At 64.2% G+C, this 13683-nt stretch carries 14 protein-coding genes; 10 read left to right on the forward strand and 4 right to left on the reverse strand.

Features of this window, described 5'->3' with window-relative positions; genetic code table 11:
- Positions 1 to 218 precede the first annotated feature (218 nt).
- Both ACR9ZC_RS22580 and ACR9ZC_RS22585 read left to right on the forward strand, forming a co-directional pair.
- Complete coding sequence (locus ACR9ZC_RS22580) at positions 219 to 1895, forward strand: sensor domain-containing diguanylate cyclase (protein ID WP_481581975.1); 1677 nt, start codon at positions 219 to 221, stop codon at positions 1893 to 1895.
- Positions 1896 to 2011: 116 nt separating this feature from the next.
- Entirely contained in the window at positions 2012 to 2275 is a 264-nt protein-coding gene (locus ACR9ZC_RS22585) for a double-stranded DNA-specific endonuclease (RefSeq protein ID WP_440562098.1), read from the forward strand.
- Between the two features lie 14 nt (positions 2276 to 2289).
- Here the strand turns inward: ACR9ZC_RS22585 and ACR9ZC_RS22590 are convergent, their stop codons facing one another.
- Complete coding sequence (locus tag ACR9ZC_RS22590; protein WP_481581976.1) at positions 2290 to 3588, reverse strand: ATP-binding protein; 1299 nt, start codon at positions 3586 to 3588, stop codon at positions 2290 to 2292.
- Entirely contained in the window at positions 3572 to 4294 is a 723-nt protein-coding gene (locus ACR9ZC_RS22595) for a response regulator (RefSeq protein WP_331572356.1), read from the reverse strand. Before ACR9ZC_RS22595 ends, ACR9ZC_RS22590 begins: the two co-directional genes overlap by 17 nt.
- 218 nt (positions 4295 to 4512) lie before the next feature.
- Here ACR9ZC_RS22595 and ACR9ZC_RS22600 point away from each other — a divergent pair, with 218 nt between their 5' ends.
- The 5 genes from ACR9ZC_RS22600 (at position 4513) to ACR9ZC_RS22620 (ending at position 9320) form a co-directional block, all read left to right on the forward strand.
- Positions 4513 to 5091, forward strand: coding sequence for a Spy/CpxP family protein refolding chaperone (locus ACR9ZC_RS22600; protein WP_481581977.1), 579 nt, complete (start codon positions 4513 to 4515; stop codon positions 5089 to 5091).
- A gap of 408 nt (positions 5092 to 5499) precedes the next feature.
- Entirely contained in the window at positions 5500 to 6189 is a 690-nt protein-coding gene (locus tag ACR9ZC_RS22605) for an ABC transporter permease (RefSeq protein ID WP_481581978.1), read from the forward strand.
- A 3-nt stretch (positions 6190 to 6192) separates the two neighbouring features.
- The gene (locus tag ACR9ZC_RS22610) at positions 6193 to 6906 is read left to right on the forward strand and encodes an ABC transporter permease (RefSeq protein WP_481581979.1); all 714 of its coding nucleotides are present in this window, start codon (positions 6193 to 6195) and stop codon (positions 6904 to 6906) included.
- A 15-nt stretch (positions 6907 to 6921) separates the two neighbouring features.
- Positions 6922 to 7689: an ABC transporter ATP-binding protein gene (locus tag ACR9ZC_RS22615; protein WP_481581980.1), complete on the forward strand. Its 768-nt coding sequence runs from the start codon at positions 6922 to 6924 to the stop codon at positions 7687 to 7689.
- Positions 7690 to 8204: 515 nt separating this feature from the next.
- A complete protein-coding gene (locus tag ACR9ZC_RS22620) occupies positions 8205 to 9320 on the forward strand; it encodes a porin (RefSeq protein ID WP_481581981.1) in 1116 nt (371 codons plus the stop codon).
- Positions 9321 to 9464: 144 nt separating this feature from the next.
- On the opposite strand, the gene ACR9ZC_RS22625 is transcribed toward ACR9ZC_RS22620, so the two are convergent.
- On the reverse strand, positions 9465 to 9803 hold the full coding sequence (locus ACR9ZC_RS22625) for a P-II family nitrogen regulator (RefSeq protein ID WP_173260618.1): 339 nt from the start codon (positions 9801 to 9803) through the stop codon (positions 9465 to 9467).
- Between the two features lie 156 nt (positions 9804 to 9959).
- Here ACR9ZC_RS22625 and ACR9ZC_RS22630 point away from each other — a divergent pair, with 156 nt between their 5' ends.
- Entirely contained in the window at positions 9960 to 11129 is a 1170-nt protein-coding gene (locus tag ACR9ZC_RS22630; protein WP_481581982.1) for a GNAT family N-acetyltransferase, read from the forward strand.
- Between the two features lie 27 nt (positions 11130 to 11156).
- Positions 11157 to 11459, forward strand: coding sequence for a GIY-YIG nuclease family protein (locus ACR9ZC_RS22635; protein ID WP_481581983.1), 303 nt, complete (start codon positions 11157 to 11159; stop codon positions 11457 to 11459).
- Here the strand turns inward: ACR9ZC_RS22635 and ppa are convergent.
- Complete coding sequence (gene ppa, locus ACR9ZC_RS22640) at positions 11447 to 11974, reverse strand: inorganic diphosphatase (protein WP_331572367.1); 528 nt, start codon at positions 11972 to 11974, stop codon at positions 11447 to 11449. The genes ACR9ZC_RS22635 and ppa overlap by 13 nt on opposite strands.
- A gap of 199 nt (positions 11975 to 12173) precedes the next feature.
- On the opposite strand from ppa, the gene ACR9ZC_RS22645 reads away from it, so the two are divergent.
- Complete coding sequence (locus tag ACR9ZC_RS22645; RefSeq protein ID WP_481581984.1) at positions 12174 to 13613, forward strand: aldehyde dehydrogenase family protein; 1440 nt, start codon at positions 12174 to 12176, stop codon at positions 13611 to 13613.
- Positions 13614 to 13683: the final 70 nt, after the last annotated feature.

Consider the following 13683-nt stretch of genomic DNA (forward strand, 5'->3'; position numbering starts at 1 on the left):
TTCCTGCTTTTGCGACGGCAAGACAGTACTACAGACTGTGTTTCAGGCACAACCGCGCGCCTACGATGAAACCCCGAGAGCCGTTCAGTTTGGGCCGGGCAGGCCGATAATACCGAGCAGGCAGTGCGCCGCGTGAGAGCCGGCGGGGCGTCGGGGGCGGCATGCTGCCCCATTGTCGCGCCGCCCGGCGAGGGCAGTCCGCATGGACCAGGGAGTCGATGAACAAGAAAACATTGCACTGGATGATGATCGGGGCGAGCGCCGTCATGGGCATGCTCGTCTGTTGGCTGGTCGCCGGTCAAGTCGCTGACCGGATGGTCCTGCACGATCTGAACGACACGGTGCGCGGGCAGTCGCAGCTCTCGCTCGCCACGGCCGACAATATCGCCCAGATCATCGCGAGCGATCTGTCGATGGCGCGCGCCATTCCGGCCACGCTCGCGGAAACGCCCGTCATCCAGCGCGTGCTCGCGCAAGCGTACCGTCTTCCCGAGAAGCGCTCGGCGCAGGAATCGGAACGCCGGGCGCGACTGCTCGCCGTGCCCGCCTTACGCCGAGCCGACGCGTTCTTGCACGATGTGCGCGGCTTTGCCGGGCTCGACAATATGTGGCTCGTCGATACGAACGGCCTGTGCGTCGCCTCCAGCGACGCATTCGAGCGCCTGTCGTGCGTCGGGGTGGATCTCGCGGGCCGGGGCTATGTCAAAGAGGCGCTGCTCGGCGCGTATGGCCAGATGTACGCGGTGGGGCGCGTCAGCGGCGAAAACGGAGTGTTCCTCTCGGCCCCGGTCTACAGCGATGGCACCCTCGTCGGTGCGATCGTGGCCAAGATCGGATTACGCAGGCTGCGGCACTGGGTCGCGGCACCGGGCTCCTTCGTCGCCGACGAGAACGGCGTCATCGTCATGGCCAACGAAAGCCGGTTCGAGGGCTATCGCCTGCCCGGCGCCCGCATTACCCGCATGGACGCGGCCCAACGCCTGGACAGCTACCGCCGCTCGAGCTTTCCCGTGCTCGATATCGCTCCGCTGCGTCCCCGCATGGCGCGCAGCGCGCCCTGGGTGCCGGCGGCGCTGGCCAACCAGATGGTCGAGTTGCAGGCGGCCGGTCCGCCCTCGCTTTACATCATGCGCAACGGGATCAACTCGGGTTTCTCGGTACATCTGCTCACGCCTATCACGCTTTGGCAGCATTTACTCGATGAGCGCATCAATATTCGCGGGCTGACTTTCGCTGCTCTGATGGGTTCGCTGCTGCTGGCCGCCACGATCGCGGCCTCGTACCGCCGCGAGAAACGCCATCATCGCGAGGCGCGCCGTCTCGCGAGCGAGCTCCAGGCCTCGAACGCCCAGTTGTCCGCGGAGGCCCGCGACGACGCGTTGACAGGTGCCCTCTCACGGCGATACTTCCTCAGCCTGCTGCAGCGCGAGATCGATGCTGCGCGCACGCGCGGCACGCCGCTTTGCGTGGCTATCGCCGATCTCGACCACTTCAAGCAGATCAACGATCGATTCGGCCACACTATCGGCGATTACGCGCTCGAGCACTTCGTCGGGTGCTGCCGCACCGTTCTGCGGGCAACCGATGCGATCGGCCGTCTGGGCGGCGAAGAGTTCGCCATCCTGTTGCCGGCCACCTCGCTCGCCGAAGGGCTGGCCGTCGCCGAACGCATACGTGACACCCTGCGGGAGGAGCGCTCCCCGAGGCTGCCGGACGCCGTCGACCTGCGCGTCAGCATCGGCGTGACCGGTCTGGCCGATGACGATACGCTCGAGCGCTTCATCAGCCGGGCCGACCGTGCCCTCTACAACGCGAAGGCCGCAGGCCGCGATCGCGCAGCGGCCTTCGCGGCGCATGTCGCGGTGCCGCCGTCAAACGCGGCAGTCCACCGGTAGCGCCCGCGGCGGCGAAGCTCGGCCGATCGGCCAATCGACTGCGCCTTGACGGATAGACCGGGTATCATCGTCCTTTCTTGGCATGAAGCCGCCGATCGATCTACCTGGAGGTTCGCATGAAGGGCAATTTGGTCATCATCTGTCGCGACCAGGACGCGGATGCGTTCGATCATCTGATGGCCGAGTACGGCGCATTTCAGACCCGCCTATCTTCGACCGCGTGGTATCTGAAGTTCGACGCCGCCCCCGAAGCGGTGCAGGACGAAATTCTGGCCCGGCTCGGCAAGTACACGACTCATTACATCTTCGGCGCCGATAGCGTGACGTACAACACCGTCGATAGCGAAGCCGCCTCAGCGCTCGATACGCTGTTCCAATAGCACGCCGGCCGGCCTCACGCCGCCGCCCTCACGGGCACATCGCGGGGAAAACGCATCGTCACGCGCAAACCGCCGTCCTGCGCGTTGCCGATTTCGCACTCGCCACCCATACGACGCACGAGCCGCTCGACGATCGCGAGCCCGAGGCCGCTGTGCCCATTGCCGCCACGGGCCGGATCGAGCCTCACGAAAGGCCGGCTCGCGTCGATGAGGTCGCGCGGCGCGATGCCTTTGCCGTGATCGCCGACGGCGAGCAGCCATCCGTCGGCCGTGCGCGCCGTTTCGACGACGACGGGCGGCGCGCCGTAGGCGTGCGCGTTGTCGAGCAGGTTCGAGAGCACACGATCGAGCGTGGCCGTCGGCAGCCTGAAGCCCGGTCCCGCCGCCAAGGCGGTCTGCACCGGCGGCGCGCCGGGCGCAACCGCACGATAGCTGCGCACGAGACGTTCGCACTGGGCGTCGACTTCGACGGGCTCGCTGGAATCCACGCCGTCGTGCGCAAAAACGAGAAATTGATCGACGATGTGCGTCATCGAATCGACGTCGCGCACGACGCCATCGCGCTGCTTGATGTCGTCCATCATTTCGGCGCGCAACCGCATGCGCGCGAGCGGTGTACGCAGATCGTGCGCGATGCCGGCGAGCATGATGGCGCGGTCGTTATCGGCGCGCGATACCTCGGTCACCATCTGATTGAAGCCATGCGTGAGCGCGCGCAGCTCGCTCGGACCGCGCTCGGGCACAGGCGGCACGGGCTGGCCGCGGCCGAAGCGCGCGACGGCCGAACTGAGCGCCCTGAGCGGCTGTTGTAGCCGCCAGGCCACGAACAGCGCGCACATCACCGCCGCCGAAAAGATGATCGCGAGCCACAGCACCATGCGATCGAGCGAGCGCGGCGGATGCAGCGAAAGCATCGGCACGACGATCCAGTGTGAATCGCCCGCCTCGTGGACCCAGAGCATCGGCGGGTGCCCGGGCGGGCCGATCCGCACGTCCGAGCCCGCGGGCAGGCGGTCGCGGAACTCGTCGACGAAACGCAGGATCGCGGGCGGCAGATCGCGGCGCGGCGGCGGAACATCGGGGTTGGCCGTATCGATCGCGCGCACGCGCGAGGGCAGCGGTTGGTTAGGCGCACGTGCGACATGCTCGCGCACGGCCTCCACGAGGAACGCAGCCTCCTCGACGGCATAGCGGGCCTGCGAATGGCTGCGCTCGATGCGGATCAGCACGAACCAGGCAAAGTGGGAGATGAGCAGTACCGCTACGACGAGCAGCGCCAGCCGCCCGAACAGCGAATCAATGGGTCGGCGCATTGGGCTCGCCATTCGGCACGAAGACATAGCCGCGTCCGCGCACGGTCTGCACGAAGCGCGGTGCCGACGGATCGGTTTCCAGGATTCGGCGCAAACGCCAGACCTGGACGTCGATGCCGCGGTCCGTGCCGTCGTACTCGGGCCCGTGCAGGAGCTCCAGCAGCCGCTCGCGCGTGAGCGTACGCATCGGATGGTTGATGAAGATCTTGAGCAGCGCGAACTCACTGCCCGACAACGTCAGCGGGCGGCCGTCCATCGTCAGCGTGCGGCTCTCGAAGTCGAGCACGAAACGCCCGAACGCGAACGGCTCGCGCTGTTCGGGCGCCGCGGACGGTACCGTGCGGCGGCGGCGCAAGACGGCCTGCACGCGCGCAAGCAACTCGCGCGGGTTGAACGGTTTGCCGAGATAGTCGTCGGCGCCGAGTTCGAGTCCAACGATGCGATCGACGTCGTCCGCGCGCGCCGTCAGCATGATGACGGGGATGTCGTCGCCGGCGGCGCGCAATTTGCGCAAGGCGGTGAGCCCATCGACGCCGGGCATCATGAGATCGAGCACGATGAGATCGGGGCGCTCGCGCTCGAGCCGGCGCTCGAGCGTGGCAGCGTCATGGAGCACCGACACTTCGATGCCCTGCCGCACGAGATAGTCGCGCAGCAGATCGCGCAATTCTGCGTCGTCGTCGACGATGAGGATTTGAGTAGCCATGGCGCGAAGTTTAGCGCGAGCCAGGCCCCCGTAACGGGCCCGCGGCGGTGAAAGGGTTACGGAAGGTTACGGCGAAAGCCGGGCGTAAACGCACGTAACCGGGCCGGATACGCGCGTAACACGTCGGCTTCGTTGCGAGGGCTAGTCTTCACGCAGCGTTCGTGGCGCCGCATGGCCGGCGTCCTCGCATCGCTTCACTTTCCATGAAGGAGTATTCGATGAACCCGATCTTGCGCGGATCGTCCCGCTATCTCGCTACTGCAGCCGCCGCGCTCGCCGTCACGTTCGGCACGGCCTATGCCGCCGGCGGCAATGTATCGCCGGCCGGCCCCGACGGGGCCGCGATGCAAGGTGGCCCGGGGGGCTGGCATGGCCACGGTCCATTCATGATGGAGCGCTTGAACGCGCTGCACGCCCGGCTCGCGCTGACGCCTGAACAGGAGCAGAAATGGCAGACGGCGCTCGCGACGATGAAACGAAACCATGAAGCCGAGCGCGCCAATCACGAGAAGATGCGCGAGCAGTTCAAGGCGGCGCAGCAGCAGCCGATCCTCGATCTCGACGCCCTGCACGCCACGCATCAGCAGATTCGCCAACAAAGCGATGCGCTTCACGAGCAGACGGCCACGGCATGGCTGGCTTTCTACGACAGCCTCAACGATCAGCAAAAGACGACCGTCAGTACCGAGCTGAAACAACATTTCGCGAAGATGGAGTCGCGCCACGAGAAGATGCGCGAATCCTGGCGGCAGCATCACGGCGCCGGCAGCGCCGGCGTCCAGCCGACGGCGCCTTGAACCGGGCCCGTCTCCAGCTCCGAAGTGCAGCTAAAGGGCGTACCGCGACGGGTCCCCGGCGCCCCGCATTGCGCCCGCAAACACCTGACGTCCCCTCGAGCCGCCGCGCGCCGAATGGCCGCGGCGCTTTTTTCATGCATTACCCGGTTGCACCGGCAATCGCCGAATCGGGCGTGCGGGTGACACCCGCGGGTTCGTCCGCAGTAGCGCCGCGTTCGGGTTGAGGTAAAATACCGCGCTTTTCGCGGGGGCGAGCTCCGGCAACCGGTAGTGCCACGGAGACTGCTCGCGTTGAGCCGGCCACGCCGGACGAAAAGTCGCGCACTGCGGCCGGGCACGCCATTTTTGGCCACCTAGAATCTCGGGTCGCGCGTTGTTTCGCACACCGTCAAGGATTGCACCTCCAACATGTTTCTTGAAGGCTACGGCCCGCTGATCCTCGCCGGCACTTGGCAAACCGTCAAGCTGGCGGTGCTTTCGCTCGCGTTCGCATTCGCGCTCGGCCTCGTCGGCGCCGCGGCCAAGCTTTCCAAAAATCGTCCGTCTCGCGTGCTGGCGACCGGCTACACGACTCTCGTGCGCGGTGTGCCCGATCTCGTGCTGATGCTGCTGCTCTTTTACAGCATTCAGATCTGGCTCAACAACCTGACCGACTTCATCGGCTGGGACCAGATCGACATCGATCCGTTCGTGGCAGGCGTCATCGTCCTGGGCTTCATCTACGGCGCCTACTTCACGGAGACCTTCCGCGGCGCGTTCCTTTCGGTGCCGCGCGGGCAGCTCGAAGCGGGAAGCGCGTTCGGCATGTCCGGCTGGCAGGTCTTCGCCCGCATCATGTTCCCTCAAATGATGCGCTTCGCATTGCCCGGCATCGGCAATAACTGGCAAGTCATGGTCAAGGCCACGGCGCTCGTGTCCATCATCGGGCTCGCCGATGTCGTCAAAGCCGCGCAGGACGCCGGCAAGGGCACGCTGCGTTTTTTCTTTTTCACGCTGATCGCGGGCGCGATCTATCTGGCGATCACGACCGTTTCGAATCTCGTGCTGCTGTGGCTCGAGAAGCGCTATTCGATCGGCGTGCGCCGTGCCGAGCTATAAGCCATGATCGAGCTGATTCACGAGTACTGGCGCAATTATCTTTTCACCGATGGGTTTCGCATCACCGGGCTGGCAATCACGATGTGGCTGCTCGTCGTATCGATCGGCATCGGCTTTTGCCTGTCTGTGCCGCTGGCGGTGGCGCGCGTATCGAAGAATCGCCTGATCTCGGGCCCGGTCTGGCTCTATACGTACATCTTCCGCGGCACGCCGCTGTACGTGCAGCTGCTGCTTTGCTATACCGGCCTCTATAGCCTCGAAGTCATACGCTCGCACGCGCTGCTCAACGAGTTCTTCCGCGACGGCATGCACTGCACGCTGCTCGCCTTCACGCTGAATACCTGCGCCTACACGACCGAAATCTTCGCGGGCTCGATCAAGGCCACCGCGTACGGCGAGATCGAAGCTGCGCGCGCCTACGGCATGTCGCGCTTCACCGTCTATCGGCGCATCATCCTGCCGTCCGCACTGCGCCGCGCTCTGCCGCTTTACAGCAACGAAGTCATTCTGATGCTGCACGCGACGACCGTCGCTTTTACCGCGACCGTGCCCGACATCCTCAAGATCGCGCGCGACGTCAATTCGGCCACCTACATGTCGTTTCACGCGTTCGGCATCGCCGCCCTGCTTTATCTGGCGATCTCGTTCGCGCTCGTCGGCCTCTTTCGCCGCGCGGAACAGCATTGGCTCGCCTATTTGCGGCCGCAAGGCAAGTAACCCGGATCTCACCCGATGCAAAAGCTTTTCATCGACGAACTGCACAAGTACTACGGAGACCACGAGGTCCTTAAAGGCGTCTCGCTCAAGGCCGATGCGGGAGACGTCATCAGCGTCATCGGCTCGTCGGGCTCGGGCAAGAGCACCATGCTTCGCTGCATCAACTTTCTCGAGCAGCCGAGCGCCGGGCGCATCCTGGTCGACGGCGAGGAGATACTCACCAGGAAAGACCGGACCGGCGCGCTGCGCGCGGCTGATCCCAAGCAACTCCAACGCATGCGCACGAAGCTGGCGATGGTGTTTCAGCACTTCAATTTGTGGGCGCACATGACGGTGCTCGAAAACGTCGTCGAGGCGCCGATTCACGTGCTCGGGCTGCCGCGGCGCGAAGCCGAGGAACGCGCGCGTACGTATCTCGAGAAGGTCGGGCTCGCGCCGCGGCTCGAAAAGCAGTATCCGTCACACCTGTCGGGCGGGCAGCAGCAACGTGTGGCGATCGCGCGCGCACTGGCTGTACATCCCGACGTCATGCTCTTCGACGAGCCGACTTCGGCGCTCGATCCGGAGCTCGTCGGCGAAGTGCTGAAGGTCATGCAGAAACTCGCCGAAGAAGGACGCACGATGGTTGTCGTGACGCACGAGATGAGTTTCGCGCGCAACGTCTCGAACCACGTCGTCTTTTTGCATCAGGGGCGCATCGAAGAAGAAGGCGCGCCCAACGACGTCTTCGGCCATACCAAAAGCGAACGGCTCCGGCAATTCCTGTCCGGCAGCCTCAAGTAGCCGTTTCGCGCGCCGGTGCCGCCCACGGGGTGGCGGGCCTCCCTCCTGAACTTCGAAGGCGCCTCGGCGCCTTTTTCATTGGCGCGACGCATTACCCCCGCCAATTTCCCGCGTCAATAGCGAAATTCCTGGACTCAACCTGCGACCCATCGGCCGCCCCTTATGGCACAAGGGTTAGCGCGGTGCATCCCGCACCGGTGTTGCATAACGGGACACAACCATATGGCAATTTGGCGACAGGTCCGTCCGCTAGCCGGATTTCTATACCCACCCCTGTCTATTTTTGCTAAATTAGTAACCAAAGTAGCAAAACGCAACGCCACAAATGTAGTTTTACTTCAAAGAAGGAGACGCCGTTCCGCCATCGGAGCGGACCGGAACGGCCACCAGAGCGCGCCGGTCGCGCCCTTTCCGCGAGCGATCTCCCTGAAGTCGGATTCCCGCCCGGGCGTCTCACGCCGCCCGGGCGCTATTCGCAGTATGGCTTCACTTTTTGACAGGGTATGGAGGAGAAGATGAAGAAAGCATTGCTCGCCGCGGCACTCATGTCGGCAGGCGTCATCGCTCACGCTCAAAGCAGCGTGACGTTGTACGGTCGCCTCGATGCGGGTATCGAGTACATCAGCGGCTTGCCGAACGCCAGCTACACCGGATCGACCTCGCGTTGGCGCGCGGAAAGCGGCGACTGGGGCACGAGCCTGTGGGGCATGAAGGGTACGGAAGACATCGGCGGCGGCAATAAGGTCGTGTTCAAGTTGGAAGGCAGCTTCAACACGATGACCGGCGCGGGCCCCGGCGGCGGCGGTCTCTTCAATCGTTGGGCAACCGTCGGCCTGTCTAACGCCAACTACGGTACGTTCACGATGGGCCGCATGCTCTACATCGCCAACGGCGTGTGGGACTTCGATCCGTTCGGTCAATCGAACTGGTCGTCGGCATCGCTCGTGCGTGGCCGCAACTGGCCGCAATCGAGCAACAACGTCGCGTACCAATCGCCGAACTGGGGCGGCTTCGACGTCTACGGCCAGTACGCGCTGTCGAACGCGACGAGCTGGAACGGCAACGGCACGACGGCACAAGGCCGCGAAGCGGGCTTGCAAGTGACGTACACGAGCCCGATCTTCCAGGTGCGCGGTATCTATGACGAGATCCGCAATCCGGCGAACGGTGTCCTGAGCGGCGCCGACGGTGCATTCTCGTTCTCGCGCGAGTACACGGCGGGCGTGAACGTGTTCCTCGGACCGGTCAAGATTCAGGGCGTCTACCAAGCTCTGCGTACGTCGGGCTTCACGGGCGGCCTCAGCGCTCCGAGCTCGATCGATCACGAATGGGGCGGCGTGACGTGGCAAGCTACGCCGGCTGCAGCGTTGATCGGTGCGGTGTACCACGTGAACACGAACCACGGCTTCGGCAACGCGACGATCTACACCGTCGGTGGCACGTACAACCTGTCCAAGCGCACGCTGCTCGACTTCCAGGTCGCGACCGTGCGCAACAGCAAGTCGGCTAACTTCGGCCTCGATGCCAACGCGTTCGGCAACGGCGGCAACACCGCGGCCGGCTACAACGAGAACCCGCTGCATGGCCACAGCCAGACCGGCGTCTATGCTGGTATCCAGCACACGTTCTAATCGAACGGGGTAGTCAGAAAAGTTTTACTTCATCAGTTTTAACGCTGCTGCGAGAGGCGCGTATCGGTGCGGTGTCCGTCAGGGCATCGCACCGTTTTTTTTATGTTTGCGGGCATGCGCTCTTTCGCAGGCCCGGCCGCGACATCAAACGGCCGCTTCGTTTTCTTCGCCCGTGCGGATACGGATCACGCGTTCGACATCGGTCACGAAGATCTTGCCGTCGCCGATCTTGCCTGTGCGCGCCGCACCGATGATGGCGTCGATCACTTGATCGCACTGCCGGTCGGCCACCACGACTTCGATCTTCACTTTCGGCAGGAAATCGACGACATATTCGGCGCCGCGATAAAGTTCGGTGTGCCCTTTTTGCCGGCCGAAACCCTTGACCTCGGTCACCGTCAGGCCCGTCAACCCCACTTCGGCGAGCGCCTCGCGCACTTCGTCGAGCTTGAACGGTTTGATGATTGCAGTAATGCGTTTCATGGCTGAGCCTCGTTTCGGTCTTTCGATGGAATGGCACGATTTTACGCCGCGTCCGAGGCAAGCTTCATTCGATGCGCAGCATCGCGACGTGGCGGATTGCATTACCATGACCGCTCGCATGCTGCGACGAACAGGCGACGAACACGGTCTACACAAGTGAAACACGAACGCATCGATTATCGCATGGGCATTCTCTCGTCCTTGGACGAGGTCGACGCGCGCCAGTGGAATGCGCTGCTCGCACGGCAGCCGCAACCGACGCCGTTTTTACGTCACGAATTTCTGAGCGCACTCACTGCAACACATTGCACGACCGAGCGTACCGGGTGGGCGATGCGCTTCGTCACACTCGTCGATGCCACGAGCGGCGCACTCGCGGCAGCGGCGCCGCTTTACGTCAAGAGCCACTCGTACGGCGAGTACGTGTTCGATTGGGCCTGGGCCGACGCGTATCAGCGCAACGGACTCGAGTACTACCCGAAGCTCGTCTGCGCAGTGCCGTTCACACCCGTACAAGGCACCCGGCTCATCGCGGTCGATGACGCGGCCCGGCGTCAGCTCGCGGCTTCGATCATCACGCTTGCCGAGCAATCGGACGTGTCGTCGCTGCACGTGCTCTTCCCGACGGCGGACGAAGCCGATACGCTAGCGGCGCTCGGCATGATGCTGCGCGAAGGCATCCAGTTCCACTGGGTGAACCCGGGTTACCGCGATTTCGACGATTTTCTCGCGACGCTCGAGCAGAAAAAACGCAAGAATATCCGCGCCGAGCGGCGCAAGGTCCATGACGCCGGTGTGACGCTGCGCCGCGTGCGCGGCGAACAGGCGACCGACGACGACTGGCGTTTTTTCACGCGCTGCTATCGGCAAACGTACCGGGAGCACTTCTCGTCGCCGTATCTGAATCTCGAGTTTTTTCGCATGATCGGCGCTTCGATGCCCGAGAACCTACTGCTCGTCATCGCCGAGCGCGAAGGCCGGCCGATCGCGAGTTCGCTCGTCGTCTATCAGCGCGACGAGGGAACGGGCGGCACACTCTACGGCCGTTATTGGGGCGCCGTCGAGCACGTACCATGCCTGCACTTCGAAACGGCCTATTATCAGCCGCTCGAATTTTGCATCGAAGAGAAGCTCGCCGTATTCGAAGGCGGTGCGCAAGGCGAACACAAAATGGCGCGCGGCTTCATGCCGAAGGTCACGCACTCGGCGCATTGGCTCGGCCATCCCGCGTTCGCCGACGCCGTCGGACGTTTTCTGGATAACGAGGCCAATCTGATCGAAGCGCATGTCGACGAATTGCGCGAGCACGATCCGTTCAAAAAATAGCGACCTTCGATTCGACGACGACCCACGATGGCCTGGTTTCTTTATTTGATCGAATGCGCCGACGGCAGTGTCTACACCGGCATCGCCACCGATGTCGACGCGCGCTTCGCCAAGCACGCGAACGGCACCGGCGCGCGATATACGCGTGCGCGCAAACCGATATGCGTGCTGGCGAGATTCGAGCTCGACGATCGTTCGAGCGCGTTGCGCGCCGAATATCGGGTCAAGCGTCTGTCACCGACGCAAAAGCGCGCGCTGGCCGCGGGCGAACTCACGCTCGCGTCGGTGTTGGAGCGTGCCGCGCGCGGCACGACGGATCACTTCTTGTAGTTGGCCACGCCGTCCACGATTTCCTTGTGGGCCGCGTCGATGCCGGCCCAGCCCTCGACCTTGACCCACTTGCCCTTTTCGAGCGCCTTGTATTGCTCGAAGAAGTGCTTGATCTGGTCCTTCAGGTACGCCGGAACGTCGTCGATCGATTTCATGTGTGCCGTCATCGGGCACAGTTTGTCGTGCGGCACCGCAACGAGCTTCGCATCGACGCCGGATTCGTCCGTCATTTGCAACATTCCGAGCGCGCGTGAACGTACGACGCATCCGGGAATCAGAGGGAACGGTGTGATGACGAGGACGTCGACGGGGTCACCGTCGCCCGAAAGCGTCTGAGGAATATAGCCGTAGTTCACGGGGTAGCGCATGCCCGTGCCAATGAAGCGGTCGACGACGAGCAGACCCAGTTCCTTGTCCGCTTCGTATTTCACCGGATCGCTCTGCGCCGGGATTTCGATGATGACGTTGAAGTCTTGCGGAAGATCCTTGCCCGGGGGGACGTGATTGAAGCTCATGACGTTCTCGTGAGGGAAGTGAAAGGAAAGCGTCGGGCGGCCGAATCAAACGTATTGCGGCGGCCCCGGCATAAGCGCTGCGCGCCATTATAGCCGAGCGGCAAACGCGCACTTTGGCGGTGGCGCCTCGGCGATCGGCGCGATAATCGACGCTCGCTGCGTTTCGACTGACGGTTCGGACTTAACTTGGGAGCCTTGCATGGAGGAAGCGAAACACTTCGTCGGCGGTGAATGGATTACGCCGTCGAGCCGAGAAACCATCGATGTCGTCAACCCGTCGACGGGGCAGGTCTTCACGCGCATTGCGCGCGGCAACGCCGCCGATATCGACGCGGCAGTGAGCTGTGCGCGCGCGGCGTTCGAGGGGCCCTGGGGCTTGTTGAGCGCCGCCGAAAAGGGGCGCCTGTTGTACCGCCTCTCCGCGCTCGTCACGACCCACCGCGACGAGCTTGCCGAACTCGAGGCCCGCGACACGGGCAAGCCGCTCAGAGAGGCCTGCGCCGATGCCGCCGCACTCGCGCGGTATTTCGAATTCTATGCCGGCGCCGCGGACAAGCTGCACGGAGAGACGCTGCCCTATCAAAACGGCTACACGGTGCTTACCGTGCGCGAACCGCACGGCGTGACCGGGCACATCGTGCCGTGGAACTATCCGATGCAGATTTTCGGACGCAGCATCGCCGCGTCGCTCGCAGCCGGCAATGCCTGCGTCGTGAAGCCGGCGGAGGACGCCTGTCTGTCAGTCTTGCGCATGGCTTCGCTTGCCGCCGAAGCCGGTCTGCCCGCGGGCGCGCTGAACGTGATCACCGGTTATGGCGACGAGGCCGGCGCGGCGCTTGCGCGCCACCCGGGCGTCGACCATATTTCGTTCACCGGCTCTCCCGGGACCGGCGCGCTCGTCGCGCAAATGGCGGCCGAGCACTACGCGCCGGTGACGCTCGAGCTCGGCGGTAAATCGCCGCAGATCGTATTTGCCGACGCCGATCTCGACGCGGCCATGCCGACGCTCATGTCGGCCATTCTCCAGAACGCGGGCCAGACCTGTTCCGCGGGTTCGCGCGTGCTGATCGAGCGCGCGATCTACGCGCCGCTCGTGGACCGCCTCGCCTCCGCATTCGATGCGCTGCGCGCGGGCCCAGGCCAGACCGAAGCTGATTGCGGCCCGCTCATCAACGCGAAGCAACAGCAGCGCGTCGCGGAATTCGTCGCACTCGCCAAGCGCGACGGCATCCGCGTCGCCGGACAAGGCTCGATCCTCTCGGGAGCCCATCCGAGCGGCTTTTATCAGCCGCCGACGCTGCTCGCCGACGTGCCTCGCACGCATCGCATCGCGCGCGAGGAAATCTTCGGGCCCGTGCTCGCCGCCATGCCTTTCGACGACGAAGCCGACGCCGTTGCCCTTGCCAACAGCACGCCGTACGGCCTCGTCGCGGGCATATGGACGCGCGACGGCGCGCGGCAGTTCAGGCTCGCGCGCAGCATTCGCGCGGGGCAGGTCTTCATCAACAACTACGGCGCGGGCGGCGGGGTCGAACTGCCGTTCGGCGGCACGGGGCATTCGGGATTCGGGCGGGAAAAAGGCCTGGAAGCGCTGCACGGCTTTACGACGCTCAAGACGATCGCGATTCGTCACGGCTGAAGCAAAGGCTGCGTTTCATCGTTTGTCCGGCGGCACGGCACAGAACGGCTTTCGTGGCGTGCCGTGCCTT

The organism is Trinickia sp. HAY1-2D (genome assembly GCF_056754935.1).